The sequence below is a fragment of the Comamonas sp. Tr-654 genome (assembly GCF_011752915.1).
Taxonomy (GTDB): Bacteria; Pseudomonadota; Gammaproteobacteria; order Burkholderiales; family Burkholderiaceae_C; genus Comamonas.
Genome location: NZ_VWWQ01000002.1, coordinates 281,893 through 308,016, shown reverse-complemented (window position 1 = coordinate 308,016; position 26,124 = coordinate 281,893). Strand labels below are relative to the sequence as shown.

Annotated in this window: 22 protein-coding genes; 10 read left to right on the top strand and 12 right to left on the bottom strand. The window is 65.3% G+C overall.

Annotation, left to right across the window (positions count from 1 at the left end):
* Positions 1–25 precede the first annotated feature (25 nt).
* Positions 26–667, top strand: coding sequence for a histidine phosphatase family protein (locus tag F3J24_RS07065; RefSeq protein WP_167004051.1), 642 nt, complete (start codon positions 26–28; stop codon positions 665–667).
* Positions 651–1,835 carry a DSD1 family PLP-dependent enzyme gene (locus F3J24_RS07060; protein ID WP_167004046.1) on the top strand — a complete coding sequence of 395 codons (1,185 nt, stop codon included), beginning with the start codon at positions 651–653 and terminating at the stop codon, positions 1,833–1,835. The genes F3J24_RS07065 and F3J24_RS07060 overlap by 17 nt, the downstream gene beginning before the upstream one ends.
* Positions 1,836–1,974: 139 nt before the next feature.
* Here F3J24_RS07060 and F3J24_RS07055 read toward each other — a convergent pair whose 3' ends face one another.
* From F3J24_RS07055 to F3J24_RS07015, 9 genes are all read right to left on the bottom strand, one after another.
* On the bottom strand, positions 1,975–3,342 hold the full coding sequence (locus tag F3J24_RS07055; protein WP_167004043.1) for an LLM class flavin-dependent oxidoreductase: 1,368 nt from the start codon (positions 3,340–3,342) through the stop codon (positions 1,975–1,977).
* Between the two features lie 25 nt (positions 3,343–3,367).
* Positions 3,368–4,228: an ABC transporter ATP-binding protein gene (locus tag F3J24_RS07050; RefSeq protein WP_167004040.1), complete on the bottom strand. Its 861-nt coding sequence runs from the start codon at positions 4,226–4,228 to the stop codon at positions 3,368–3,370.
* A 37-nt stretch (positions 4,229–4,265) separates the two neighbouring features.
* On the bottom strand, positions 4,266–5,051 hold the full coding sequence (locus F3J24_RS07045) for an ABC transporter permease (RefSeq protein WP_167004037.1): 786 nt from the start codon (positions 5,049–5,051) through the stop codon (positions 4,266–4,268).
* Positions 5,048–5,896 (bottom strand): ABC transporter permease, encoded by an 849-nt coding sequence (locus F3J24_RS07040; RefSeq protein WP_167004034.1) that lies wholly within the window; start codon positions 5,894–5,896, stop codon positions 5,048–5,050. The genes F3J24_RS07045 and F3J24_RS07040 overlap by 4 nt, the downstream gene beginning before the upstream one ends.
* On the bottom strand, positions 5,896–7,014 hold the full coding sequence (locus tag F3J24_RS07035; protein ID WP_167004030.1) for an ABC transporter substrate-binding protein: 1,119 nt from the start codon (positions 7,012–7,014) through the stop codon (positions 5,896–5,898). The genes F3J24_RS07040 and F3J24_RS07035 overlap by 1 nt, the downstream gene beginning before the upstream one ends.
* Positions 7,015–7,120: 106 nt before the next feature.
* Complete coding sequence (locus F3J24_RS07030; RefSeq protein ID WP_167004027.1) at positions 7,121–8,629, bottom strand: amidohydrolase family protein; 1,509 nt, start codon at positions 8,627–8,629, stop codon at positions 7,121–7,123.
* A gap of 138 nt (positions 8,630–8,767) precedes the next feature.
* On the bottom strand, positions 8,768–9,523 hold the full coding sequence (locus F3J24_RS07025) for a phosphoribosyltransferase (RefSeq protein ID WP_167004024.1): 756 nt from the start codon (positions 9,521–9,523) through the stop codon (positions 8,768–8,770).
* Positions 9,524–9,530: 7 nt separating this feature from the next.
* Positions 9,531–10,760: a M20 aminoacylase family protein gene (locus F3J24_RS07020; RefSeq protein WP_167004021.1), complete on the bottom strand. Its 1,230-nt coding sequence runs from the start codon at positions 10,758–10,760 to the stop codon at positions 9,531–9,533.
* A gap of 3 nt (positions 10,761–10,763) precedes the next feature.
* The gene (locus F3J24_RS07015) at positions 10,764–11,756 is read right to left on the bottom strand and encodes a tripartite tricarboxylate transporter substrate binding protein (RefSeq protein ID WP_205244651.1); all 993 of its coding nucleotides are present in this window, start codon (positions 11,754–11,756) and stop codon (positions 10,764–10,766) included.
* 262 nt (positions 11,757–12,018) lie between these two features.
* Between F3J24_RS07015 and F3J24_RS07010 the strand changes: the two genes are divergently transcribed.
* The 5 genes from F3J24_RS07010 (at position 12,019) to F3J24_RS06990 (ending at position 18,517) form a co-directional block, all read left to right on the top strand.
* Positions 12,019–13,821, top strand: coding sequence for a lysoplasmalogenase family protein (locus F3J24_RS07010; protein ID WP_167004016.1), 1,803 nt, complete (start codon positions 12,019–12,021; stop codon positions 13,819–13,821).
* Between the two features lie 377 nt (positions 13,822–14,198).
* Positions 14,199–14,396, top strand: a complete 198-nt coding sequence (locus tag F3J24_RS07005) for a hypothetical protein (RefSeq protein ID WP_167004012.1) — start codon at positions 14,199–14,201, stop codon at positions 14,394–14,396.
* 236 nt (positions 14,397–14,632) lie between these two features.
* A complete protein-coding gene (locus F3J24_RS07000; protein WP_167004009.1) occupies positions 14,633–14,932 on the top strand; it encodes a hypothetical protein in 300 nt (99 codons plus the stop codon).
* 12 nt (positions 14,933–14,944) lie between these two features.
* Positions 14,945–17,692, top strand: coding sequence for a magnesium-translocating P-type ATPase (gene mgtA, locus F3J24_RS06995; protein WP_167004005.1), 2,748 nt, complete (start codon positions 14,945–14,947; stop codon positions 17,690–17,692).
* A gap of 105 nt (positions 17,693–17,797) precedes the next feature.
* Positions 17,798–18,517: an MgtC/SapB family protein gene (locus F3J24_RS06990; protein ID WP_003050868.1), complete on the top strand. Its 720-nt coding sequence runs from the start codon at positions 17,798–17,800 to the stop codon at positions 18,515–18,517.
* 124 nt (positions 18,518–18,641) lie between these two features.
* Here the strand turns inward: F3J24_RS06990 and ruvB are convergent, their stop codons facing one another.
* Positions 18,642–19,739, bottom strand: coding sequence for a Holliday junction branch migration DNA helicase RuvB (gene ruvB, locus F3J24_RS06985; protein ID WP_167004002.1), 1,098 nt, complete (start codon positions 19,737–19,739; stop codon positions 18,642–18,644).
* 187 nt (positions 19,740–19,926) lie between these two features.
* Between ruvB and F3J24_RS06980 the strand changes: the two genes are divergently transcribed.
* Positions 19,927–22,164, top strand: coding sequence for a ParB/Srx family N-terminal domain-containing protein (locus F3J24_RS06980; RefSeq protein WP_167003999.1), 2,238 nt, complete (start codon positions 19,927–19,929; stop codon positions 22,162–22,164).
* Positions 22,165–22,283: 119 nt separating this feature from the next.
* Positions 22,284–22,820, top strand: coding sequence for a peroxiredoxin (locus tag F3J24_RS06975; RefSeq protein ID WP_043375352.1), 537 nt, complete (start codon positions 22,284–22,286; stop codon positions 22,818–22,820).
* Between the two features lie 27 nt (positions 22,821–22,847).
* On the opposite strand, the gene F3J24_RS06970 is transcribed toward F3J24_RS06975, so the two are convergent.
* Positions 22,848–24,419: a serine protease gene (locus F3J24_RS06970; protein WP_167003996.1), complete on the bottom strand. Its 1,572-nt coding sequence runs from the start codon at positions 24,417–24,419 to the stop codon at positions 22,848–22,850.
* Between the two features lie 53 nt (positions 24,420–24,472).
* On the bottom strand, positions 24,473–25,048 hold the full coding sequence (ruvA, locus tag F3J24_RS06965) for a Holliday junction branch migration protein RuvA (RefSeq protein ID WP_003050853.1): 576 nt from the start codon (positions 25,046–25,048) through the stop codon (positions 24,473–24,475).
* A gap of 49 nt (positions 25,049–25,097) precedes the next feature.
* On the opposite strand from ruvA, the gene F3J24_RS06960 reads away from it, so the two are divergent.
* Positions 25,098–26,111, top strand: a complete 1,014-nt coding sequence (locus F3J24_RS06960; RefSeq protein ID WP_043006009.1) for a PhoH family protein — start codon at positions 25,098–25,100, stop codon at positions 26,109–26,111.
* The last annotated feature ends 13 nt before the right edge of the window (positions 26,112–26,124 follow it).

Genomic DNA, 26,124 nt, shown 5'->3' with positions numbered 1-26,124 from the left:
CAACCTACGCTGAACGAGCCAAGACATGCACGCCACGCGCATCATTGCCATCCGGCACGGAGAGACAACCTGGAACGTCGATGGACGCATCCAGGGGCATCTGGATATTCCCTTGAACGACACCGGCCTGTGGCAGGCCGAGCAGGCCGCCCAGGCGCTGGCCGACGAGAGCATTGCCGCCATCTACAGCAGCGACCTGCAGCGCGCCCATGCCACGGCGCAGGCGATTGCCCGCACATCCGGCGCCCCGCTGCATGCCACCACCGGTCTGCGCGAGCGCTGCTTCGGCGATTTCCAGGGCCGCACCTTCAAGGACGTGGAAGCCACCCAGCCCGAGGACGCCCAGCTCTGGCGCACGCGCAATCCGGTCTATGCCCCGCCCGGCGGCGGCGACTCGCTGCAGGCCTTGCGCGAACGCATCTCCACCACGGTGGACCGGATTGCGCGCCAGCACGAGGGCGAGCAGATCGTGCTGGTCGCCCATGGCGGCGTGATGGACGTGCTCTACCGCCTGGCCACGCGCCAGGACTTCCAGACGCCCCGCACCTGGGAGCTGAGCAACTGCGCCATCAATCGCCTGCTCTGGACGCCTGACGGCCTGTCTTTGGTAGGCTGGGCAGATACCGCACACCTTCAGCAAGGCAGCCGAGATGAAGCACATTCCTGAGCATCTGCAGACCCTGGTCGGCCAGGCCGTCAAACGCATAGACACGCCCGCCCTGGTCATAGACCTGGACGCCATGGACCGCAATATCGAGCGCATGGCCCGCTTTGCCCAGCAGCATGGCGTGCTCTGGCGCCCGCATGCCAAGCTGCACAAGAGCGCGCATATCGCCCATCTGCTCGAGCATGCCGGCGCCTGCGGCCACTGCGTGCAGAAAGTCAGCGAGGCCGAGGCCCTCGCCCAGGGCGGCATCACGAATATCTTCATCAGCAACGAAGTCATCGCCCAGACCAAGCTGGCGCGCGTGGCGGCTCTGGCCAAGGCACTGAATGCCCAGGGCGGCCGGCTGGCCCTGGCCGTCGATTGCGAGGAAGGCATCACGCGGCTGGCGCGAGCCCTGCAGGATGCGCAGGCAAGCGATGCGGCCATGGATGTGCTGGTGGAAATCAATGTCGGCCAGAACCGCTGCGGCGCAGAGCCCGGCGAAGCCGCCCTGGCGCTGGCACAGGCGATTGCGGCCCAGCCCGTGCTGCGCTTTGCAGGCCTGCAGGCCTATCACGGCGGCGCCCAGCATCTGCGCGGCGCCGAGGAGCGCAAGGCAGCCATCGAGCAGGTGCTCAAGCTCGTCAACCGCACGCGTCACGAGTTCGACCGCGCCGGCCTGGCCATACCGCTGATCACGGGCGCCGGCACAGGCACCATGGTCAACGAGGCCGCCAGCGGCATCTATGGCGAAATCCAACCCGGCTCCTTCCTCTTCATGGACGCCGACTACGCGGCCAACCAGCGCGACGCGGCCCAGCCCCTGTTCGAGCATGCGCTCTACGTCAAGACCCAGGTCATGTCGCTCAGCAGCGATCACGCCGTCTGCGATGCCGGCCACAAGGCCCATGCCATAGACTCCGGCCTGCCCCGGCTGCATGCGCTGGCGCCCGAAAACGCACTGCGCTTTGCCAACGGCGGCGACGAGCATGGCGTGCTGCACCCCGATGCCCAGGCCGGCAACCATAGCGGCTGGCTGCCCGCCCTCGGCGAGACGCTGTGGCTGATTCCCGGCCACTGCGACCCCACGGTCAATCTGCACGATCATCTGATCGGCGTGCGCGGCGGCCGCCTCAAGGGCGTGGTCGAGCGCATCTTTACCGTGGACGGACGCGGTGCGCTGACCTGATAGAGGCTTCGATCGCTATTCAAAACAGAGCTTGCATCGCATTCCATGCATTGATTTCAAGGCACAAATGACCTCAAATTCATGCATGAAAAGCGCGAGCAGCTCTTCTATTGATAGAGATTTGCCAAATGGCACGGCATCAGGCCGCGATCTTGCGCGAGGCCTGCAGCCGGCGCAAGGCTTGCGGATGCTCCGGCCTTTGCAGGCCCAGGTGCTCGCGCAGTGTACGGCCCTCGTACTCGGTGCGGAACAGGCCGCGCCGGCGCAGCTCGGGCAGCACGAGTTCGATGAAATCGTCGAGCCCGCCCGGAAACCACGGCCCCATGATGTTGAAGCCATCGGCCGCCCCCTCTTCAAACCATTGCTGCAGCTGGTCGGCAATGGTTTGCGGCGTGCCCACGATCTGCTGGTGGCCGCGCGCGCCGGCGATCTTCAGATAGAGCTGGCGAATGCTCAGGCCGTCGCGCCGCGCCAGATCGACGAGCAGGCGCTGGCGGCTCTGCGGCCCCTCGGTGGGCGGCAGCTCCGGCAAAGGGCCGTCCAGCGGATAGGCCGAGAGATCCAGCTCCCCGGCAATGCCCGCCAGCAGCGACAGCCCGACCACCGGGTCGATCAGCGACTGCAGCTGTTCGAACTTGGCTTCAGCCTCGGCCTGGCTGCGGCCCACGACGGGGAAGATGCCGGGCATGATCTTCACATCGTCGGGGTGGCGGCCGTAGTGCTGCACGCGCGACTTGATGCTGCGGTAAAAGCGCTGACCTTCCTCCAAGGTCTGATGCGCCACAAAGATGACTTCGGCCGTGCGCGCGGCCAGCTCGCGCCCCTCGTCCGAGGCTCCGGCCTGCACCACCACCGGCCTGCCCTGGGGCGAGCGCGCCACATTGAGCGGGCCGCGCACCTGGAAATGCGCGCCCTGGTGGTGCAGCGCATGGAGCTTGCCGGGATCGAGGTAGATGCCGCTTTCCTTGTCGCGCACAAAGGCGTCGTCCTCCCAGCTGTCCCAAAGGCCCACGACCACGTCATGGAACTCGGCTGCACGGCGGTAGCGGTCGCCATGCGCGTCCTGCGCGCTGCGGTTGAAGTTCAGGGCCTCGGCCGTGGTGGCCGAAGTCACCAGGTTCCAGCCCGCGCGGCCGCCCGAAATCTGGTCGAGCGACGCGAACTTGCGCGCCAGGTTGTAGGGCTCGTGGTAGCTCGTGGAGGCCGTGGCGATCAGGCCGATGCGCTGCGTCACGGCGGCCAGAGCCGACAGCAGGGTCAGCGGCTCGAACTGGTCGCTGCGTGCAATGCGGGCCAGTGCCTGATCGTTGTCGGAGCGCACCGCCACGCCATCGGCCAGGAATACCGCATCGAACTTGGCGGCCTCCGCCTTCTGCGCCAGCGCCGCATAGTGGCCAAAGTTCACGCCCGCATCGGCCTGCGCCCCGGGATGGCGCCAGCCTGCGATGTGGTGGCCGGTCTGCATGAGGAAGGCACCGAGCCTGATCTGCTTTTTCTGTGTGGTCATGAGAGGCTTTCAATGAAGGGGAAAGTCACCAGGCAAAGCGCAGGCCGCCGTGGGGCAGCCAGTGCGCCGCGCGCGGCTCGGCCGGGGGCGGCACATCGCTGGGGCCACGCCGCTCGGGGCCCAGAAAGTCGGCCAGCAGCGCATCGCGGATGCGCAGGAAGGCCGGCTCGCTGCGGTTACGCGGATGGGGCAGGTCCACGGGCGCAATGCGCCGGATGCGACCAGGATGCGGCTGCATGACCACCACACGGTCGCCGAGGAAGACGGCTTCCTCCACATCGTGGGTCACCAGCAGCATGGTGATGCGCTCGTGCTGCCAGATGCGCTGCAGCTCGCCCTGCAGGCGCGTGCGCGTGAGCGCATCGAGCGCGCCGAAGGGCTCGTCGAGCAGCAGCACGCGCGGGCGGTTGACCAGGCCGCGCGCAATGGCCACGCGCTGCGCCATGCCACCCGAGATCTGGCGCGGAAAGGATTGCTCGAAGCCCTGCAGGCCCACCAACGCCACGTGCTCGGCGATCAGCTCGCGCTTTTCAGCCGCGCTGCGGTCGGCGTTGCGCAGACCCACGGCAATGTTCTGCTCCACCGTGAGCCAGGGAAACAGCCGGTGATCCTGGAAGACGATGCCCCGGTCCAGGCCAGGCGCCGTGATGCGTTCGTCGCCCAGTGCGATATGGCCCTCGTAGTCCACATCGATGCCCAGCACCAGGCGCAGCAACGTGGACTTGCCGCAGCCGCTGGCGCCCACGATGCTGATGAACTCGCCAGCCCGCACCTGCAGGTCGATGTCCTGCAGCACCTGCAGGCTGCCGCTGGCGGCCTGGGCATGGTCGAACTGTTTGGAGGCGACGTGGATGTGCAGATCGTCTGTCGCGGTCGTCGTTGCCATAGGGAAGATGCTTTCCTGGAAAGAAGAGAGAAGACGCTCAGCGCCCGAGCCGCCGCGCCAGGGCGCGTTCGAGCGCACGGGCACCGGCATTCATGAGCCAGCCGACGAAACCGATGGTGACCATGCCGAACAGCACCAGATCCATGCGGAAATGCTCGCTGCCCTCGATGAGCAGATTGCCCACGCCACGCCCGGCCACCAGCAGGTATTCGGCCCCTATCGTGGCCAGCCACGAATAGACCAGCGCCAGGTAGATGCCGGTGAAGATCGAGGGCGCCGCCGAAGGCAGCACCACATGCCAGGTGGTCTGCCAGCGCGTGTAGCCGTAGACGCGCGCCACCTCCAGCAGCGAGGCAGGCGTGCTACGGATGCCGTCCACGGTGTTGACCACCACGGGCACCAGGGCCGCGAGCGAGAGAAAGACCACCTTGGCCACATCGCCCAGCCCGAACCACACCGAGATCAGCGGAATCCAGGCAAACAGCGAGATCTGCTTGAAGGTATTGAAACTGGGCCCCACGAGACGGCCGAAGCGCGGCCACAGCCCCAGCAACCCGCCCAGCACCAGACCGCCCGTGCTGCCGATGACAAAGCCGGTCAGCTCGCGCAGCAGGCTGGCCCGCAGATTCAGCCAGAGCTGACCGCTGGTGACGAGATCCAGGCCTGTGCCCAGCACCTGTAGTGGCGACACCAGCAGCGCCGAGTTGACCAGGCGCAGGTGTGACGCCAGCGCCCACAGCAGCACGGCCGCCACAGGCAGCACGAGGCCGCGCCAGCGCGCGGTAACCGCGGTAACGGAAGACAGGGTGTTCGGTGTGCTCACAGCAGACCTCCCTCGACGACCGGGCGCACGCCGTTGCGCGCCGCCAGCCGCGCCTCGGCCGCATCGAGCAGGCGGTCGATCAGATAGCCCAGAGCGCCGACGATGATCACGGCGGCCATGACCAGATCGAGCTGGAACAGCTGGCGCCCATAGACGATGAGGTAGCCCAGGCCTTCGCTCGATGCCACCAGTTCCACCACCACCAGCGACAGCCAGGCCTTGGTGAAGCCCAGGCGCAGCCCCGTGAACAGCGTGGGCAGTGCCGTGGGCAGCACGATCTCCAGCACCTGCTGACGACGCGTGTAGCCATAGACGCTGCCCACCTCCAGCAGGTTCTGCGGCGCCTGCCGAAAACCCTGCAGCGTGGCCAGCGTGACGGGCACCAGGGCGGCCTTGGCGATGAGGATGTACTTGAGCGGCTCGCCTATGCCCACCAGCAGCAGCACAAAAGGCATCCAGCCCAAAACGGGAATCTGCACCAGCGCATTGAAGCTGGGCAGCAGATAGGCTTCCACGGACCGCGACAGCCCCATGAGCGCGCCCAGCAGCAGACCCAGCAGACTGCCCGCCACAAAGCCCACCAGCACACGCTGCAGGCTGGCTGCGGCATGGGTCCAGAGCTCGCCATTCGTGGCCAGCTCGGCCAGGGTTTCCCAGACGAACTGGGGGGATGGCAGCACCTGGGGCGAGATCCAGCCGCGCGCCGCGCCCAGGGCCCAGAGCAGCAGCAGACCCAGAGGCAGGAAGAAAGGCTCGGCACTGCGCAGCAGGCTCTGCCAGAGCGGTGGGCCGGCAGGACGCTGGGGCGCCGCAGCGGTATCGATCAGGATATCGGCCATGGGCATCAACGCAGTGCCACCGGGCTGGCATCAGGGTTCTGCCCCCGGACCTTGACCTGGCCCTTGGCATCGAACACGGTCCAGCGCTTTTCCAGCCCCTGCTGCTTGAGTGCGGCCTGCAGATAGCGTGGCTCGAACCAGCCGTCGAGCGAGACCGGCCGGCGGATCAGCTTGAGCTTGGCCGCATCCTCGGCCACGGAGCGGTAGCGCGCCACGATGAACTCATCGAGCAACGGCGAATTGCGCACGGCCAGCGCCTGCTTGTCGAACTCCGCTTCCCAGGAGGCCGCAGGCGTACCCGTTCGTGCCCAGAGCTGGAACAGCTCGCTGCGGTTCTTCTCGTCCGAAGCCCAGTTGGATGCGCGCACGAACTGGTTCACCACCTTCTGCACCTGCTCGGGATGCTCCTTCTCGAACTCCTCGCGCACCAGCAGCGCCGCCTGGCGTGTCAGGGCAGGGTCCTTGCCCTGGGTGGAATACACCACCCTGGCCAGACCCTGGTCGCGGATCTTGAACCACTCGTAGCCGCCAAACGAGGCATCCACGCCGTTGGAGACCAGGGCCGCCTGGGCGCTTCCCGTGTCGAGGTTGATGGCCTTCAGATCACGCTCGGCCAGCCCCACGCTTTGCAGCGCGTTGATCGCCACCAGATGGCCGTTGGTGCCACGGAAGATCGCCACCTTGCGGTCCTTCAGTTCCTCGATGCGCTGGATGCCCGACTGCGGCGGCACGACCACATAGAGATTGTTGCGTGCACCGCTGGTCACCAGCACCCGCGTCCTGAGTCCGTTGGCGCGCCCCACGATAGAGGGCAGGTCGCCCTGATAGGCGAAGTCGATCTGCTTGTTCGACAGCGCCTCGTTCACGGCCGGTCCCGCACCCTTGAAGAACAGCCATTCCACCTTGATGCCGGAGTCCTTGAAAGCCTCTTCCAGCCACTGGTTGGCGCGCACCACGCCGCCGGGCGAGCCGCCCCAGTTGATGGGCTCGCCGCCACCCGCCGTGGCTACGCCGATGCGTATGGCCTGGGGCGACGCCGCGTGGGCCAGGGCGCCAAACAACAAGCCCAGGGCCGCCAGGGCGGCACGACGGCCCCAGGGCCGGGAAATCAGGGAATGGGTCATCTGCAGTCTTTCAAAGGCAAAGGCTTGCCCCGGCGCCGCGCTTGTGGCGCGCCGCCCTCTGGGGCCGGAACGGGAAAAAAACGGGAGAGGGAGAGATCGCGGCAGCTCAGCGCGCAGCCAGCTTGCTGGCGATGTCGGTGCCCGCGAAGAAGTCGGGCCTGGCCTCGGTGTAGAAGCGGTAGGCGTTGTCGAACACCAGCGCGCGGAAGTCCTCCGCGCTGATGACGCCCTGCTCCACCAGATCCCAGCTCTCGGCCAGTGGTTCGGTCAGATCGGGAACGTCCCAGTGGCCGATATCCGAGGACCAGATGGCGTTGATCCTGGCGCCCAGCGGATTCACCCGGGTGTTGAAGGCCGCGGCCACGGTGCGGTCGTCGGCCTCGGCACCAAAGAAAAAGGGTTTGACCCAGCGCTCGCGGATGTCCTCCACGCTCTCTATGCCGGCGGCCAGGAAATCGTCCAGTTCGTCGCCCAGCGGGTCACGGCTGTGCGGCAGCGCCGAGATGCCCAGGCTGTCGCGCAGCAGCGTCTCTTTGTTGAGCGGCCTGCTCTTGGTGAGGTCGGCGCCGTATTGCTCGAACAGCGCGGCCAGCAACTCCACATCGGCATGCGCAGGGTTGTAGTTCTGCACGGCATGGCGGTTGCGCTTTTCAAAGCGATCCACCAGATGCGTGTACACATGCGAGCCCCAATCGGCCCCGCCTTCGAGCAGGCCCACGCGTAGCCCCGGAAAGCGACGCGTCACGCCGCCGAAGAACAAGGCCTTGGCAAAGGCCTGCGAGCCATCGGCAAAGTGGCCGATGTGGTTGAACATGTAGTTGCTGATGGACTGGCGCCCGGTCCAGCCCTGGCTGCCGTAGTGCGTGGTGACGGGCACGCCCAACTCCACCACCTTGGCCCAGAAGGGGTCGTAGTCGTAGGGGCTGTCCAGGCCGTAGAAGTCGGTGTAGCTCGCGTGACGTGCCACCTCGGGGTGCTCGGCCTTGGGGTATTTGGCCGCAATCGCCGCAATAGGCCTGCGCACCCCGCCCGCGATATTGATGACCTTGAGCCCCAGTGTCTTCACGGCGAACTCCAGCTCCTCGATGCCTTCCTGCGGGGTATTGAGCGGAATGCCCGCTACGGGCGTCAGCCGGTGCGCATGCTTGCGATACAGGTCGGCATGAAAGTGATTGATGGCACGATGCAGCGGCTGACGGAATTCGCAGCCCGCACCAGCCGGTGCCAGCACATCGTTGGGAAACAGCACCGAATAGTCCGCCCCCTGCTCCTCAAGCCGCTCGGCGAGCAGATCGGGCAAGGTGTAGGTAGCCAGATCCAGCGTGTTGCGCGTCACCCGGGCCCACCAAGGCGAGCGCAGCGTACGGTGGTACTGGCGCTCTTCGGGGCTTTGCTGGTACCAGTCCCTGCCCTCGGCAGAGCGCGTCGCGAAACGCCCGCCCAGCGCCTTGCGCAGCGCATCCACCAAGGCGCTGCCGCCGTAGTGCTGAACATAGTCCTCCAGTGCCGGCGTGTAGTCGTTGACATGCACATCGGTGTCGATCACGGGGTAGTCGAGGCGCGCTTTCACGGCCACCGAGCGCGAGGAGGTCTTGTTCGGAAGTCTGTTCGTCATGACGTTTTCCTTCGTGGATGCGTAAGCGCAGAGTACGCAAGCCCGAAGGAAAACAGAACGAATAAAAAATACGCTTCTTATGAACGATTTGACTTAGATATTTGCGTCATTTCGCCATGCGCGCGAGCAGTCCTCTTGCTACGAGCCTTCAGGCCACCAGCCGTCGGCCCGGCGCTCCATGCGCGGGCAGTCGTAGGCCGCGACCACGGGGATGGCGCTGCCATCGGCACGCACCAGCTTTTGCTGCCACTGCGTGCCCTGGCGCATGGCCACGGCAATGGCGGCCACTTCGGCGCCGCAACGCTCCAGCAGCTTGAGGCCGGACACCATGGTCGTGCCCGAACTCACGGCATCGTCCACCACCAGCACGCGCTTGCCGGCAATCAGGCCCAGCTGATTCGGGTCGATATAGAGCAGCTTGCCCTTGCCCGGCGTGGTGATGGAGCTGACGGGCTCGGAGAGCTCGTCGCGATACCAGTATTTGCGCGAATAGCCCAAGGGCACATAGCGGCTGCGGCCCAGGTGGCGCGCCACCAGCGGCGCGAAGGCCAGGCCCAACGTGGGCAGGCCTATGACCACGTCGAAATCATGCGCCCCGGCGCCTTGCGCCATGTGCAGCGCCAGCTGCTCCACCACCTCCATCGAGGCCTGGTTGGCAATCAGGGAGGCCACGCAGCGGTCGGGTGCCGAGCCATCGGCTGTCGGCATGCCGCGCAGCGGCAGCAGCAGATAGCGACCGTCGGGCAGTCTGGCCGGGTAGCTCTTCGCATAGGGCGGCAGCGGTGACTGGGTCAGCTCGGCCTCGGTGACGATGGCTTGCCAGTAGTCGGTCGTGGCGTCGAAGCCGGGCAGGTTCTGGCCGCAAAGATCGACCACGGATGCAATTTCACTCATACAAAACTCAGTCGCGGCGCAGATAGCTCTCGGCCAGCTTCACCCAATACGAGGCCGTCACGGGCAGCAGGTTGTCGTTGAAGTCATAGGCCGCGTTGTGTACCATGCAGCCGCCTTCGCCCATGCCGTTGCCGACGATGAAATAGTTGCCGGGGACCTGGTTGAGCATGATGGCGAAGTCGTCGCTGGCCTGCAGCGGCTGCAGATCGGGAATCAGCCATTCCTCGCCCAGGAATTCGCGCGCCACCTCGACGGCTAACTCCGTCGCGGCCTTGTCGTTCATGACGGGCGGATAGCGCCATTTGTAGTCCACCTCGGCCGTGGCGCGGTGCACGGCGGCCTGGGCATGGGCCATGGCTGTGATGCGCTCGCGCAGCTGCTGGCGCACCTCGGGGCAGCGCGCGCGGATGGTCACGCGCAGTTCGCAGGTTTCCGGAATCACATTGGGCGCATCGCCCGCATGGATGGCACCGATGGTGACCACAGCCATGTCGTTGGGGTCGATCTCGCGCGAACGAATGGTCTGCAGCGCCAGCACCAGATGCGAGGCCACGACGATGGGGTCCACGGCCACATGAGGCATGGCACCATGGCCGCCCTTGCCGCGGATGGTGATGATGGCTGTGTCCGAGCTGGAATACATCACGCCCGGGCGAAAGCCGAACTGCCCCGCCGGATAGCCGGGCTCGTTGTGAAACGCGTAGAGCGCATCGCAGGGAAACAGCTCGAAAAGCCCCTGCTCCACCATCTTCTGCGCGCCGCCATGGCCTTCCTCGGCTGGCTGGAAGATCAGATGGAGCGTGCCCTGGAGCTGGTTCTTGCGCCCGGCCAGCACCTTTGCTGCGGCCAGCAGCGTGGCCGTGTGCCCGTCGTGGCCGCAGGCATGCATCTTGCCGTCGTGACGACTGGCATAGGACAGGCCCGTGGCTTCACGGATCGGCAGCGCATCCATGTCGGCGCGCAGGCCAAGACGTTTGCCGATGTGCTTGCCATTCGGATGATCGCCGCAGCGCAGCGTCCCCACCACGCCGGTGTCGCCCAGGCCGCGATGGACCTCGTAGCCCCATTCGGCCAGCCTGGCGGCCACGATATCTCCGGTGCGATGCTCTTCGTAGGCCAACTCGGGATGGGCATGCAGATCATGGCGCAGGGTCAGCATCTCCTCCGCGACAGCAGCCACTTCGGGCAGCACGGGCGGATGGATCTCGGCATGCACCGGGTTCAGAGGCGCGGCCATGGCTTATTCCGCCTGGATGTTGGCCGACTTCACGATCTGGGCATAGCCGGCTTTTTCCTTCTTCAGGAACTGGACAAAGCTGGCCTGGGTGCCGGAGCCGGGCGTAGCGCCACCATCTTCCAGGCGCTTGCGCACATCGGGCATCTTGAGCACGGCATCGAGCTCGGTGGCCAGGCGCGTGACCACGGCCTGAGGCGTCTTGGCGGGCACGAACAGCCCTGTCCAGGTGTTGAGGTCAAAGCCCTTGAGTTCGGCCGTCTCGCCAAAGGTGGGCACGGCGTGGATGGCATCGATGCGCTTGGCCGATGTCACGCCCAGACCTTCGAGCTTTTTCTGCTGAATCATGGGCACGGCGCTCACGGTGGTGAGCATGCCCACATCGACCTGACCGCCCATCACGTCGCTGGTGATCTGGGCACCGCCGCGGTAGGGCACATGCACCAGCTTGATCTTGGCGCGCTCCTGCAGCATTTCCATGGCCAGATGCAGCATGGTGCCCACGCCCGAGGTGGCATAGGTCAGCGAGCCGGGCTTGGAACGCGCCAGGGCAATCAACTCGCTCAGATTGTGTGCCGGCAGGCCGGGGCGGGCCACGGCGACCACGGGAGCGATGGTGGTCAGCCCCACGGGTGTCAGATCCTTTTCGGCGTCGTACTTGACGGCGGAATTCACCAACTGGGCAATGCTGATGGGGCCGTCAAAGCCCATGAGCAAGGTGTAGCCGTCGGCCGGGGCCTTGACGGCCTTGCTCACCCCGAGCACACCGCCGGCGCCGGGCACGTTGTCCACCACGATGGACTGGTGCAGGCGCTCGCCCAGCTTCTGACCAATCAGGCGCGCCGTGGTGTCCACATTGCCACCGGCGCTGAACGGCACGATCAGCGTGATGGGCTTGGTGGCGGGCCAGGCATCGGCGGCGGCGAAGACGGCGGGCGCGGTAAAACCTGAAGCCAGCAAGGCGGCGGCGGCAACAAAGGAGCGGCGGGATGTGGACATGGGCATGCAGCAAGAAAGCAGACAGGCTGACGGCTCCAGGCCCATCCCGGCGTCGCAGCGTCGCTGTACTGGCCGGTAAATTTGAGTGCGCCCTCCGGCGGACGGGCAAGCCGCCGATTATCCCAGAGCACCTTGTTGACTGCCATAACTGGAAATACTTAGCAATCCTGATTCACCCTTGAAACCTGATGAAGCCTGCAGCGCCGGGCGCTAGGGTTCATGCCAAGCCGCAGCACACCGGGCCGCTCCAGAATCGGAGCCCATGCTCTCACCCAGCCAAGTCATCGTTCTGGCCACGCCGGTCTTTTTCGCACTGATTGCAGTGGAGTGGATCATCAGCCTCAGACGCGGGCGCAATGCCTACGCGCTGGCCGATGCCATCAGCTCGCTGAACCTGGGCATCCTGAGCCAGACCAGCGCCGTCTTCACCAAGCTGCTGACGCTGGGCATCTACACCGCCGTGGCCAGCCACTTAGCGCTGATCGAGGCCGATGCCTTCTGGCTCAGCCTGCCGGGCTGGTTGCTGGCCCTGCTGTTCTACGATCTCTGCTACTACTGGCTGCATCGCATGGGCCACGAAGTGGGCGTGCTCTGGGCCGCCCATGCCGTGCACCACCAAAGCCAGGCCTACAACCTCTCCACCGCACTGCGCCAGACCAGCTCCGGTGCACTGCTGGGCTGGGTCTTCTATCTGCCCATGGCCCTGGCCGGCGTGCCGCCGCTGGTGTTTGCCGTGGTGGGGCTGATCGATCTGCTCTACCAGTTCTGGGTGCATACCGAACAGGTCAAGAAACTGGGCTGGTTTGACCGCTGGTTCTGCGCGCCCAGCAATCACCGCGTGCACCATGCCGTCAACGAGCGCTATCTGGATCGCAACTACGGCGGCATCCTCATCATCTGGGACCGGCTCTTCGGCACTTACAAGACCGAGGACGACGAGGAGCCCTGCGTCTACGGCACGCGCGGCCTGCTCAAGAGCTGGGACCCGCTCTGGGCCAACTTCAGCGTCTACCGCCAGCTGGCCCATGACAGCTGGCATGCACGCAGCTGGCTGGACAAGGTCCGCGTCTGGTTCAAGCCGCCGGGCTGGCGGCCGGCCGATGTGGCGCAGCACTTTCCCAAGCCCGCCTTCGATCTGGACGAGCACCGCATCATCTATGCCCCGCCCATGGGCCGGGCGCTGCGCTGGTTTGCCGGCCTGCAGTTCGCGGCGCTGATTGCGGGCACCTCGATCTTTCTCTGGCATGCCGACCAGTCGCCACTGGCCACCAACCTGATCTGGTTCGGCGTACTGCTCACCGGGCAATGGGCCTTGGGCGCTGCCATGCAGGGCCGCATCAGCCTGTGGCTGGCACTGATGCTGCAAAGCGGCGCACTGGCCACGGCCACGGCGGCGCTGGGACTGCAGGCATGGCATTGGCTGTTCAAACCTGCCACCATGGTTTTTGCTCTCATATGCATAGCTTCTTGCGCAATGCAGGCATCTAAAGCGATGCAAAACCTTCCTAAAAGGCATGTCCATCTGCTGCTGGCAGCGATTGTTTTCTCAATGTCAGGCGATGTCTTCCTGATGCTGGACGGACAACTGCCAACCAGTCTGTTCATTCCCGGTCTGGTCAGCTTTTTGCTGGCCCATGTCTGCTACGTTGCGCTGTTCAAGCTCGATGTGACCTGGTTTGCCGATCGCAGCGCACTGCTGCTGGTGGCTGCGATCGGCGCCGCCATGTATGTCTTTCTCTGGACCCATGGCCTGCCTGCCGCCCTGCGCCTGCCCGTGGCCGCCTATGTCGGCGTCATCGCCCTGATGGCGGCCCAGGCCTGGGGACGCTATCGCCAACTGCGCAGCCGCGCCGCACTGCTTAGCGCCCTGGGCGCCAGCTTTTTCATGCTCAGCGACTCCATCCTTGCCATCAACCGTTTTGTGCAGCCGCTGCCCTGGTCCGCAGTGAGCGTGCTCGGCAGCTACTACGCCGCGCAGGCCCTGATCGTCTGGGGTTGCGTGCGGCAATGGACCGAGCCCGCAACCCGCCAGACCCCGGCGCAATTGCAACTGAAAGCCACCTAGGGTTGACCCTGGGGCCGGTCTCGGCCGATAATCGGCAGATCGCAATTTCAGGAGTCCCCACGTGGACAGTGCCAGTTCAACCAGTGATTTATCGCACGCCGCAATGGCTGCGAAGCTGGCCGACTGACAGACTCCCCCGGATCGGGAGTCGTCATCGACCACCCCGCATCCCTTGCCCCGCGCCCCTCGCAACTTGCTGTTTGGCTTCCCGACGTTCGGGGCGGCCTGCCGTGCGCAGCACGGATAGTGGCCTCAAGCTCGCAAGCTCTGCCCATCACTGAGTTCTCGCGTCGCCATCCCGCCGGTTGGTGGCCGCGCCGGAACGCTTGTGCCGCACTGCCGCCTGGCCCGCTCCCTCAACCGATGAGGAGACCGCCATGAGCAATCGCCTGACCCGCACTCTGCACCAGCTGCGCCCTCTGCTGCTGCGCGCCCGCGCCACGCCTTCCCAGGCAGCGCCCGCCGCACCGGCAGCCTTGCCGCAAGCGCTGGAACGGACGCTGGAGCTTGATGCCCTGACCAGCTGGCCCACGCACCGCATCCGCAGCTATCTGAGCAACCGCAGCGTGCGCTGAACAACCCGGTCTCGGGCCGACTCCGGCCCGCTTTTCACTTACTCTCAACCAAGGAACACGTATGGATCCCGACCCTAGTCGATCTTGCAGCGCGCCCCGTGCGGCGCGCTGTCAAGCCATTGGCCTGCATGTGACCTTGAGGGCTGCACGCAGGGACCGGAACCCCGACCCCGGAGCTGGACGCCTGATGCAGTAGCAGCGGCGGGCAGCTCCCGGGTCACCCAAGGAGTATGCCCATGCAACGCCTCGCCTGGCTGCGCGTGCTGCAACGCAGCCGCCCCACCTCCCGCCTCGATGACACCACCCGCCACCATGGCCTGACCCATGCCGTGAGCTCGGCACTGAGCGAGCGCCGCACCGATGTGCTGCGCCACCTGGTCGATCGCCATGCCGCGCCCCTCATGGCCAGTGCCATGGCCAATCTGAGCACCCGCCAGCGCGCCGATGCGCTGTCGCTGCTGACCCGCGAGCAGCGCAGCCGCCTCGACGAGCCACTGCGCGCCAGCCAGGCGCAGAAGCCATGGACACTGCACTGACAGGAGGCCGTGATGCAAATCCTCAAAAACCTGTTCCGGGCCTTTTTGCGCAGCCACCGCCTGGCCGGCCTCTTCGACCGCCGGCCGATGCCTGCAGGGGGTCCCTCCACCGCCGTCACCGTGCCACCGGCACAGGTACAGGCCCTGCAATCCGCCGCCTGCAGCCCCGTGGCTGCACTGATGCAGCAGCTGGACACATCGAGCCGGGGCCTGAGCCCCGAGCAGGCCCAGCAGCGGCAGCTCCGCCATGGGCCCAACGAGGTCGCGCATGAAAAGCCGTTGCCCGCATGGCAGCACCTGTGGCATTGCTACCGCAACCCCTTCAACCTGCTGCTGACGCTGCTGGCCGTGGTCTCCTACCTCACCGAGGACGAAAAAGCCACCATCGTCATCGCCTGCATGGTGCTGCTGTCCACGCTGCTGCGCTTTGTCCAGGAAGGGCGCTCGCGGCGCGCCGCCGCACGCCTGCAGGCTCTGGTCAGCAACCGCGTCACCGTGCGCCGCAACAGCGATGCACAGGCCGCAGACTTTCGCGACAGCGGCGGCGGCCATGACGCCTCGCTGTCCGAGCTGCCCATGCGCGAGTTGGTGCCCGGAGACATCGTGGCCCTGTCGGCCGGAGACATGATCCCGGCCGACTGCCGCCTGCTGTCCGCCAAGGACCTGTTCGTGAGCCAGGCAGCCATGACGGGCGAATCGCTGCCCGTGGAAAAGGATGCACGCACCCTGGCTGCCCTGCAGGCGGGCCAGTTGCTGGAAGCCGGCAACCTGCTCTTCATGGGCACCAATGTGGTTTCGGGCTCGGCCATGGCCGTGGTCGTCGCCACCGGCAACCAGACCTATTTCGGCACACTGGCAGCGCGCATCACCCACCAGGACCGCACAGCCACAGCCTTCGAGCAGGGCGTGAACAGCGTCAGCTGGCTGCTGATCCGCTTCGCGGCCGTGATGGTACCTGTGGTGCTGTTCATCAACGGCTACACCAAGGGCGACTGGGGCGAGGCCTTTTTGTTCGCGTTATCGGTAGCTGTAGGCCTGACGCCCGAAATGCTGCCCATGATCGTCACCTCCACGCTGGCCAAGGGCGCCGTGGTGCTGTCGCGCCAGAAGGTGATGGTCAAGCGCCTGGATGCGATCCAGAACTTCGGCGCCATGGATGTGCTGTGCACCGACAAGACCGGCACGCTGACGCAGGACCGCATCGCGCTGGAGCGCCATACCGATGTACAAGGCCGTCCCAGCGACGAGGTGCTGCAGTTCGCCTACCTCAACAGCTACTACCAGACCGGGCTCAAGAACCTGCTGGACCGCGCCGTGCTCGAGCATGTGGAGCTGCACACGCGGCTGCATGTCAACGAGGACTACCGCAAGGTCGACGAAATTCCGTTCGACTTCCAGCGCCGGCGCATGTCCGTGGTGGTGGCCGAGCGCAATCACCACCATGAGCTGATCTGCAAGGGCGCTGTCGAGGAAATCCTGCAGGTCTGCACACATATCCGGGACAGCGGGCCAGACGGCGAGACCGTGCAGGCGCTGACGCCACAGCGTCGCGAGCAGGTGCGCGCCGTCACCGAAGGTCTGAACCGCGAGGGCCTGCGCGTGGTGGCCGTGGCCATGAAGGAAGTGCCACCCGACAAGAGCACCTACGGCATCGCCGACGAGTCCGAACTGACCCTGATCGGCTATGTGGCCTTTCTCGATCCGCCCAAGGAATCCACCCAGGCCGCCATTGCTGCGCTGCTGCAGCACGGTGTGACTGTCAAGGTGCTCACGGGCGACAACGAGCTGGTGGCACGCAAGGTCTGCCGCGACGTGGGCCTGCAGGTGGACGAGGCGATTGTCGGCAACGACATCGAAGCCATGGACGAGGAGCAGCTGCGCCGCTGCGTGGAGTCGCACCTGCTGTTCGCCCGCCTGACGCCGCTTCACAAGGAGCGCATCGTGCACGCGCTGCGCGCCAACGGCCATGTCACGGGCTTCATGGGCGACGGCATCAACGACGCGCCCGCGCTGCGCGCTGCCGATATCGGCATCAGCGTCGACAGCGGCGTGGACATCGCCCGCGAGGCGGCTGACATCATCCTGCTCGAGAAAAGCCTGATGGTGCTGGAGCAGGGCGTGCTCGAAGGACGTCGCACCTTCAGCAATATGCTCAAGTACATCCGCATGACGGCCAGCTCCAATTTCGGCAACGTGTTCTCGGTGCTGATCGCCTCGGCCTTCATCCCCTTTCTGCCCATGCTGCCCATGCAGCTGCTGATGCAGAACCTGCTCTACGATCTGTCGCAGATCGCCATTCCTTTCGATAACGTGGACGAAGAAATGGTCGCGCGGCCTCTGCGCTGGAACCCTCAGGACCTGGGTCGCTTCATGCTCTTCTTCGGCCCCATCAGTTCACTATTCGACGTGCTCACCTTCGCGCTGATGTGGTTCGTCTTCCATGCCAGCACAGCTGCAGGCCAAAGCCTGTTCCAGTCTGGCTGGTTCGTGGTGGGACTGCTGACGCAGACGCTGATCGTGCACATGATCCGCACGCCGAAGATCCCGTTTGTGCAAAGCCGTGCCTCCTGGCCTTTGCTGGCGGCCACGGCGGCCATCATGGCCATAGGCATCTTCCTGCCCATGGGACCGCTGGCCGAGAATTTCAAGCTCCAGGCCCTGCCACTCGGCTATTTCCCCTGGCTCATCGTCATATTGCTGGCCTATGCTGTGCTCACGACGCTGCTCAAGCGCGTCTATATCCGCAAGTACGGCTGGTGAGCACCGTGCCGATTCGCATCTGCCCTGCGGGGCAGGCGCGCCAGCCCGGGCCGCATGTTTCATGAACCCAGATACCTATCCATAAGCAATAACAATCGGAACTTCATGCAATCCCTACAGAACTTCAATCTGCTCGCCACGCTGAACACGGTGCTGTGCCTTGTCGTGGCCTTTGTCTGCGGCAGCATCATCGGCCTTGAGCGCCAGATACGCCAGCGCACGGCGGGCCTACGCACCAATACCCTGGTCGCCGTGGGCGCGGCCGTGTTCGTCGACCTGGCCATGCGCGTCTCGGGCGCGGACGGCGCCACGCGCGTCATCTCCTATGTAGTCTCGGGCGTGGGCTTTCTGGGCGCCGGCGCCATCATGAAGGAAGGCGCCAACATCACGGGACTGAACACCGCCGCCACGCTGTGGGGATCGGCCGCCGTGGGCGCCTGCGCGGGCGCGGGTCTGCTGCCGGAAGCCGGCATTGCCACCCTGTTCGTGCTGGCCAGCAACACCTTGCTGCGCCCCGTGGTCAACTACATCAACCGCCACCCTGTGGCCGAGCATGCCAGCGAGGCTACCTACTATGTCTACGTGATCTGCGGCCAGCAAGCCCAGGCCGATGTACGCGAGGGCATGCAGGAGCTGCTGGAGGCGGCCAACTACCCGGTGCGCGCAGTCGAAAAGCACGAAATCCCGCCGCACAACACCGAAATCGAGGCCGAGCTGTTCGCCACTGCCGTGCATGCCGAGGAGCTGGACCAGGTGGTCACGCAGATCGAAGCCTTGCCCGGCGTGCTGCAGGCCTTCTGGAACGCCGGACCGCAGAATAATTGACCCCCTGAGCCGCTACGCGGCTTCCCCCAAGGGGGACGACGCCCTCGCTGCGAGGCGGCTCTTGCTCGGCGTCTCTAGCCTTGGCCGTGCCAGTTCTTGACCACGCCGGTTTTAGCGGAAGCGCTTACGCAGCCGAATCGTCTGCGGGGGCCTGCAGGCCCAAATGGCGGTAGGCAGCCTGCGTGGCCATGCGCCCGCGCGGCGTGCGCTGCAAAAAGCCCTGCTGGATCAGATAGGGCTCGATCACATCCTCGATGGTGCCCGACTCCTCGCCGATACTCGCGGCGATATTATCCAGGCCTACCGGGCCGCCATCGAAGCGATGCACCACGGCCTCGAGCAGCTTGCGGTCCATGATGTCAAAGCCCTGAGGGTCCACATCGAGCATGGCCAGCGCCTTGTCGGCAATCTCGCGCGTGATGCGGCCGTCGCCCTTGACGTCGGCATAGTCGCGCACGCGGCGCAGTAGACGGTTGGCAATGCGCGGCGTGCCGCGCGAGCGGCGCGCAATCTCGAAGCAGCCTTCCTCGTCAATCGGCGCATTGAGCAAGCCCGCGCTGCGCTTGACGATGCGCGAGAGCTCCTCTGAGCTGTAGAACTCCAGCCGCGCCACGATGCCGAAGCGATCACGCAGCGGATTGGTGAGCATGCCGGCGCGCGTGGTCGCACCCACCAGCGTGAAGGGCTGCAGGTCAAGCTTGATGGAGCGCGCGGCCGGGCCTTCGCCGATCATGATGTCGATCTGGTAATCCTCCAGCGCCGGATAGAGGATTTCCTCGACCACCGGACTCAGGCGGTGAATCTCGTCGATGAACAGAACATCGTTGGGCTCGAGATTGGTGAGCAGCGCCGCCAGATCCTTGGGTTTTTCCAGCACCGGTCCGCTGGTCTGGCGCAGGTTCACGCCCAGCTCCGCCGCGATGATGTGGGACAGCGTGGTCTTGCCAAGGCCCGGCGGGCCGAACAACAGCACATGATCGAGCGCCTCGCTGCGCTTCTTGGCAGCGCTGATAAAGATCTCGAGCTGCTCGCGCGCCTTGGCCTGGCCCACATATTCGTCGAGCTGCTTGGGGCGCAGAGCCCTCTCCAACGCATCCTCTCCCATGAAGGCGCTGCCTGCCGACACCACGCGTGGCGCTGGCTCGCGCACTGCTTCACGCGATGAATCACGCACTGGCTTGGGGGATGGCGTTGCCGCAAATTCGTCCACATGAATCGTCATAGACCTCAATTGTGCCGTGCATCGGCACCGCACTGTTGCGCACAGGCTGTTGTCGCCGCCTTCATGTCACAGCTTCGTCACAGATGTTTCACAGAATGCAGCGCAAACGCCCCGCGCAGTTCTGCACGGCAGACACATCGATGCGCTTGCACCGATATCCCCACCAACTCTTCCTGAAGCCCCCTCCATGCGCCTCAACCCTCCCATGCCAACTGGCGCTGCCTTTCGCAGCCTCGCCCAAGTCTCCGTTCTTGTTGCGGCCTCGGCAACCCTCGCGGCCTGCGGTGGTGGCGACGGATCACCAGCCCCGGCCCCCGCACCAGCGCCCGCTCCTGCGCCCGCACCCGCTCCAGCACTGGCGCCCCTTGCAGGCAGCAACAGCTACCTGGGCACGCTGAGCTTTGGCGATACCGTGGCCTTGAGTCTGGACAGCACCACCCAGCAGATCACACTTCGCTTTGTGGATTCGCGCTTTGGTCTGGCCGGAGCCATCACCAGCGTCTACAGCGTGGATGCCAACGGCCAGTTCCTGGCCCAGAAATTCCAGGCTGTGGCAGGCAGCAATCTCCCCGCCACTCTGGTGAGTCGTCTGAGCGACGTCACCCTACGCTTTGCAGCGGAAACCGGACTGGTCACCGGCAACATTGGCGGTTTGCCCAATCTGCTGGACACCTCGGCCACATCGACGACATCGCTGCAGGGCGTGCTCACCGCCTCCAACCAGGGGGCGGCACAGATCAGTGCACTGGCCGGCACCTACAACTATCTGCGCAATGAGGCTGTGTATTCCGCCTCTGGCAAGCCCGGCGCACCCAGCGCCAGCGCGGGCCAGTTGCGCATTGCCAATGATGGCGCTGTGCGCGTCTGCCCCGGCCAGGGCGCAAGCGACACCTGCAGCAACGGCATCACCGGTCGCGTGACGGTAGATCCCGACCAGACCACCTATCCCGGCGCCCTGGTGCTGGAGCTGGGCGGCCAGCGCATCGGCCGCGCCGTGGTGGGCAAGCGCAGCGACGGCGCAGCCATATCCGTCGATGTCTACAGCGCCGCTGCGGGTGGCAGCTTCACCTCGGGCAACTGGACCTTGCAGTCTGCCGCCACGGCCCCCGTGGCCGCCACGGCGCTGGATGGCGAATGGCTGTGCACACATCCCGAGCAGGCAGGCACGGGCCGCAGCATGCGCCACTATGTCTCCATCGGCAACGGCCTGCTGCAGACCGACACCATCGACGTCGATCTGAAGCTCAGCGCCAATGCGGCGTCCGGCACAGGCAGCGCGGCCAATGGTCTGTTCGGCGGCCAATGGGCCGGCGGCAACGGTGCGGCGCGCACGCTGCTTCCGGTCTCGGCCAACAGCTTCTACTACGCAGGCAGCAGCGGCCCTGCAGATACCGACACCAGCGCACTGGGCGCATGCCAGCGTTTGCCCGAGCAGGCAGTGCTGCCCAAGTATCTGGACAAGAGCGCAGCCAGCACCGACCCGGTCATGATTACGCTGGCAGATGCACTGCCCACGCAGCCCGCTATCGGCTACGACCAGATCTACTACAAACAAGGTCGCTACACCCACACTGCGACCGGCAGCGTGGCCTCCACGCAATGGCAAAAAGCCTTTGATGACCTGTGCGAGGACAGCGGCCAGGATTCCACGGCCAAGAACGGCATCACGGCCAACTCCAAGCTCAACGACCGCAGCAGCTTCACCTGCAAGGCCCAGGTCGCCAACTACCAGAGCCTGCTGAAGACAGCAGTGGTCGGCCCCAAAGGCCAGCTCTTCCTGACCGACGGACATCACAGCTTCACCAGCCTCTGGGAAGCCCCCAACAGCAACGGCAATGTGGCCAACGGCCTGGCCGGTGGTCAGGTGCAGATGCCGGTGATGATCAAGGGCAACTACAAGGACGCCAACAACGCCAGCTTCTGGCGCACCATGCGCGCCAACAAGTTCGTCTGGCTCAAGCTGCCTGACGGCTCGTCCATCACCCCCGCCGATCTGCCGCGCCAGCTGGGCCTGTCCAATGGCCTCAAGGACGACCCCTTCCGCTCGCTGGTCTACTTCACCCGCGAAGTGGGCTACAACAAGCCGGTCAATCCTTCCGAGTTTCTGGAGTTCTACTGGAGCGAATGGCTGCAGGCCTCGCCGCGTAGCTTCAAACTCAGCCAGTACAACCTGAGCCAGGCGGGCAACGGCTCCGACGGCGGCTATATGCAGGCTATCAAGGATGCATCCAACCTGATGCTGGCCGCAAATCCCTCGGAGATGATCGGAGCTTCGGGCTACAACGCAGTACAGATGGGACAGATGGCAGCCTTTGGCACGGCAACCTATACCGACCTGTCCACGCCCAAGCCCGCTGATGGCAAAAAGGCCGGCAAGCTGGCCTATGCACTGGAGTACCGCGCATCGCTGGGCAGCGCAAAGTAAGCACGCAAGCCAGGGGGCTGGCAAGAATGCAGTAGGCCGGACAAGAGCAGGGCGAATAAGGGATGGCGAACAATCCATGGCATCGTAGAGACCACACACATGTTCTTAAAGGCTTTGCCATGTTCAAGATCCATCAGCTCGCCCCTTGGCTGCTTGCCGCCCTGCTAGCCCCCGCTGCCCAGGCCGCACTCAAGGCCGGCGATGCAGCACCCGGCTTCAGGACGCCCGCCGCCGTGGCCGGCAAGGCCTTTGACTTCGACATGGCCGAAGCGCTCAAGAAGGGGCCGGTGGTGCTGTACTTCTTCCCCAAGGCCTTCACCCAGGGCTGCACGCTGGAAGCTCATGCCTTTGCCGAAGCCACGCCCCAATTCGCGGCCATGAAAGCCACGGTGGTGGGCATGTCGCATGACGATATCGACACCCTCAAGCGCTTTTCCACCGAAGCCTGCCGCGACCAGTTTGCCGTGGCCTCGGACCCGAAGGCCGTCACCATCAAGGCTTATGACGCAGGGGCTGCAGCCAACCCGGCCAGGGCCGACCGCATCTCCTATGTGGTAGGCCAGGACGGCAAGGTGAAGTTCGCCCTTGTCAGCAGCGACCCGCTGGCCCATGTCGAGCAGACCAAGGCAGCCGTCAGGCAGTTGCAGGGGAAGTAGACCGGCCTGGCCTGACCCGGCCCTCCATCACTGCGCCAGCCAGTTCCCGATCTGGGTGCTGAAGGTCCGGTCGAAGCGGCTGTAGACGTCGGAGCCGCCGCTGACCGTGCACGAACTGCTGCCGCCGGACAGCGTGCCCACCACGCGTCCGCTCACAAACATGGCCGAGCCGCTGCTACCGCCCTCGGTCACTCCCTTGCTCCAGCCGACATTCACGAAATCGCTCTGGGCATTGCCTGGGTTGCAGGTGATGCTGCCAGCGCCCAGACTGCAGTTTCGGTAGCTCTGCACCTGGCCTTCGCTGTATTTGAGCAAATCGCCCTGTGGGTGATGCAAGCCGTAGATGGCCGTCCCCGTCACCGCAGTTCCTCTCGCATCCCAGCCAGCCATCGTCGCACCGGCGGGCGCTGCGTCATTGAGCCGCATCAGCGTGGCATCGTGCGCCGCAGTGGCATACAGCAAAGTGGCGCCGCGCTGCAGCGCCGTGGTCTGGGCACTAGGCTCGAAGCTGTTGCAGCTGGCCGAGCGGAAGAACCAGTCCGTGCGCAGCGAGGTGGCCGATGCCTGTGTGGATATGCAGTGATTGGCCGACAGGAAATACGGCGTGAAATCGCGTCGCGTGTTGTTCAGCAGGGAACCCGTGCAGTAGTAGTAGCGGTTGTCGGAGCCCACATAGGTCATGCGCGCCACGGCATTGCGCTCGGTGGCGTACTGATCGGCGCAGCTGGCATCGAGTTCGCAACCCGCTGCATCGCCCACATTCCTGGGCACCAAGGCATCGCGCAGTTCCAGCTCCGTGGGCAGGGCCAGGTTGACATAGGCATGGGTGAGCGTGGGAATGGCAGTGCGCAGCTGCGATGTCGGCATTCCTGCAGGCAGTGCAATCTCCAGCGTGACCTCGTCGGCTCCCAGGTCGGGGGTCCACCAGATGCCGGCTGCCCGGGTGTCGCCGTCGGCGCGGCGGTTGCGTGCAATGGCATCGTTGATGGCCTGGCCCGTGGTCTCGAACCCGGTCTTGCTGCGATCCTTGCGGTACAGCCTGAGCTCGGCGGAATCGGGCATGGCGTCGACCACCAGGCCCAGCCGCAGGCCATGGGCGCCGGCCGAGGTGATGCTGATCGCCGCCACCTGACCGCCCTCCGGGGTCTCGGACCAGTGCAGCGTGCGCGCCATATCGCCTGCGGACTGCAGCGAAGACAGCTCGCGTGGCGCCCCGATCTGCATGGGCAGGCCGGGCATGGGCATGACCGGCGAAGGCGCGTCGCTCCACTGCGGCAATGTCAGGCTGACGGCCTTGGGCCGCACTGCTACGGACGCCACCGCCACGCTTCTGGTCGCCGCCGCAGCCTGGGCGGCCGGCACGACCAGTGAATCCAGCACATTGGCCGTGGGCGGACCCGAAGGGGTGCTGATCTCTGCCGCGCCGCCAATGATCGCGCCATTGCCGCCCCCGGTCCCTGTCCCGCTCCCGCCGCCAGGGCCGGGACCGGGGTCCGGAACACTGCCTCCACCCCCGCCACCGCCGCAAGCCGTCAACACCACCAGCATCAGGCTTGCGCATCGAGAGAGAATGCGTCTGCCCTGTTTCCATCTGTGCATATCGTGTTCTCCTGCCGTTCAGGAACGCACTCACTGGCAACGGGCCAGCGGAGCTATTTGGTCAAAGCCTTGAGCGCGAGCTTAATGCCCTCGCTCACCCCTACTTCGGGTGGGAGTTTCTTGAGGGCGGCCGAGGCTTCCTTGTCGGAATAGCCCAGTGCCATCAGCGCCTGCTGGATATCGTTTTGCTCGCTGTTGTTGGCAAACAGCGACTGCGCACCGGTATCCGCACCGATCTTGCCCTTGAGCTCCAACAGCAGACGCTCGGCGGTCTTCTTGCCGATGCCCGGCACCTTGACCAATCGCCCTGCTTGCTGCTGCGATACCGCGTCCGCGAGATCATCGATGCTCATGCCGCTGAGCACGGCCAATGCCATGCGCGGACCGATGCCGGTGATCTTGATGAGCTCACGGAAGGTCTGGCGCTCGCGGGCCGTTGCGAAGCCGAACAGCAGCTGGGCATCTTCCCGCACCACGAAATGGGTCAGCAGGGCCACCTTGGCGCCATTGGCGGGCAGGTTGTAGAAGGTGCTCATGGGCACCTGAACCTCGTAGCCCACGCCAGCGCAGTCCACCAGGACTTCGGGCGGGTTTTTTTCCAGCAGCGTTCCCGTCAATTTGCCTATCATTGAATTCCTTTGCCGCACCGTGCGGCGATTCTTTTGAGAAATTATCCGCGTGATCCTGCGCCATACCTTCACTCCCCATAACAATACGCGCCTGACCCATCTCTGCGGCCCGGCGGATGCGCATCTGCGTACCATCGAAGTCGCGCTGGGCGTCAAGATCGCTCACCGTCACGAGCAGTTCAAGATCGACGGCCCCAAAGCCAAGGCCAATGAGACGCTGGAGCTGCTGCAGGCGCTCTATGAAATCGCCGACTACGTGATCGCCGAAGACACGCTGCAGCTGATGCTGGCCGGCGATGTCGAGATGCTGGAGGCCGACCTGACGGCACCGCAGCTGACCACGCGCCGTGCCGATCTGCGCGCCCGCACGCCCAACCAGGCCCTGTATCTGGAAAACATCGCCAATCACGACATCAGCTTCGGCATCGGTCCGGCAGGCACCGGCAAGACCTATCTGGCCGTGGCCTGCGCCGTGGACGCTCTGGAGCGCAGCGCCGTGCAGCGCATCGTGCTGACCCGGCCCGCCGTGGAAGCTGGCGAACGTCTGGGCTTTCTGCCCGGCGACCTGACGCAGAAGGTGGACCCCTATCTGCGCCCTCTGTACGACGCGCTCTACGATCTGATGGGTTACGAGAAGGTACAGAAGGCCTTCGAGCGCAATGCGCTGGAGATCGCGCCGCTGGCCTTCATGCGCGGTCGCACACTGAACAATGCCTTCGTGATCCTCGACGAGGCACAGAACACCACGCCCGAGCAGATGAAGATGTTTCTGACCCGCATCGGCTTTGGCGCCAAGGCCGTGGTCACGGGCGACGTCAGCCAGGTCGATCTGCCCAAGGGTGCGCCCAGCGGCCTGGTCGATGCCGAGCGCGTGCTCAGGCGTGTCAAGGGCATCTCCATCAACCACTTCACCAGCGCCGATGTGGTGCGCCACCCGCTGGTGGCGCGCATCGTCGACGCCTACGACGCGCGCGGGCGCGTATCCGAAGGCACTTCGGCGCCCAAGCACCGCAGCAGCAGCCCGCGTACGGCCCGGTCCCTGCCCACGGCTGACGAGCTTTAATCAAAATCCATAG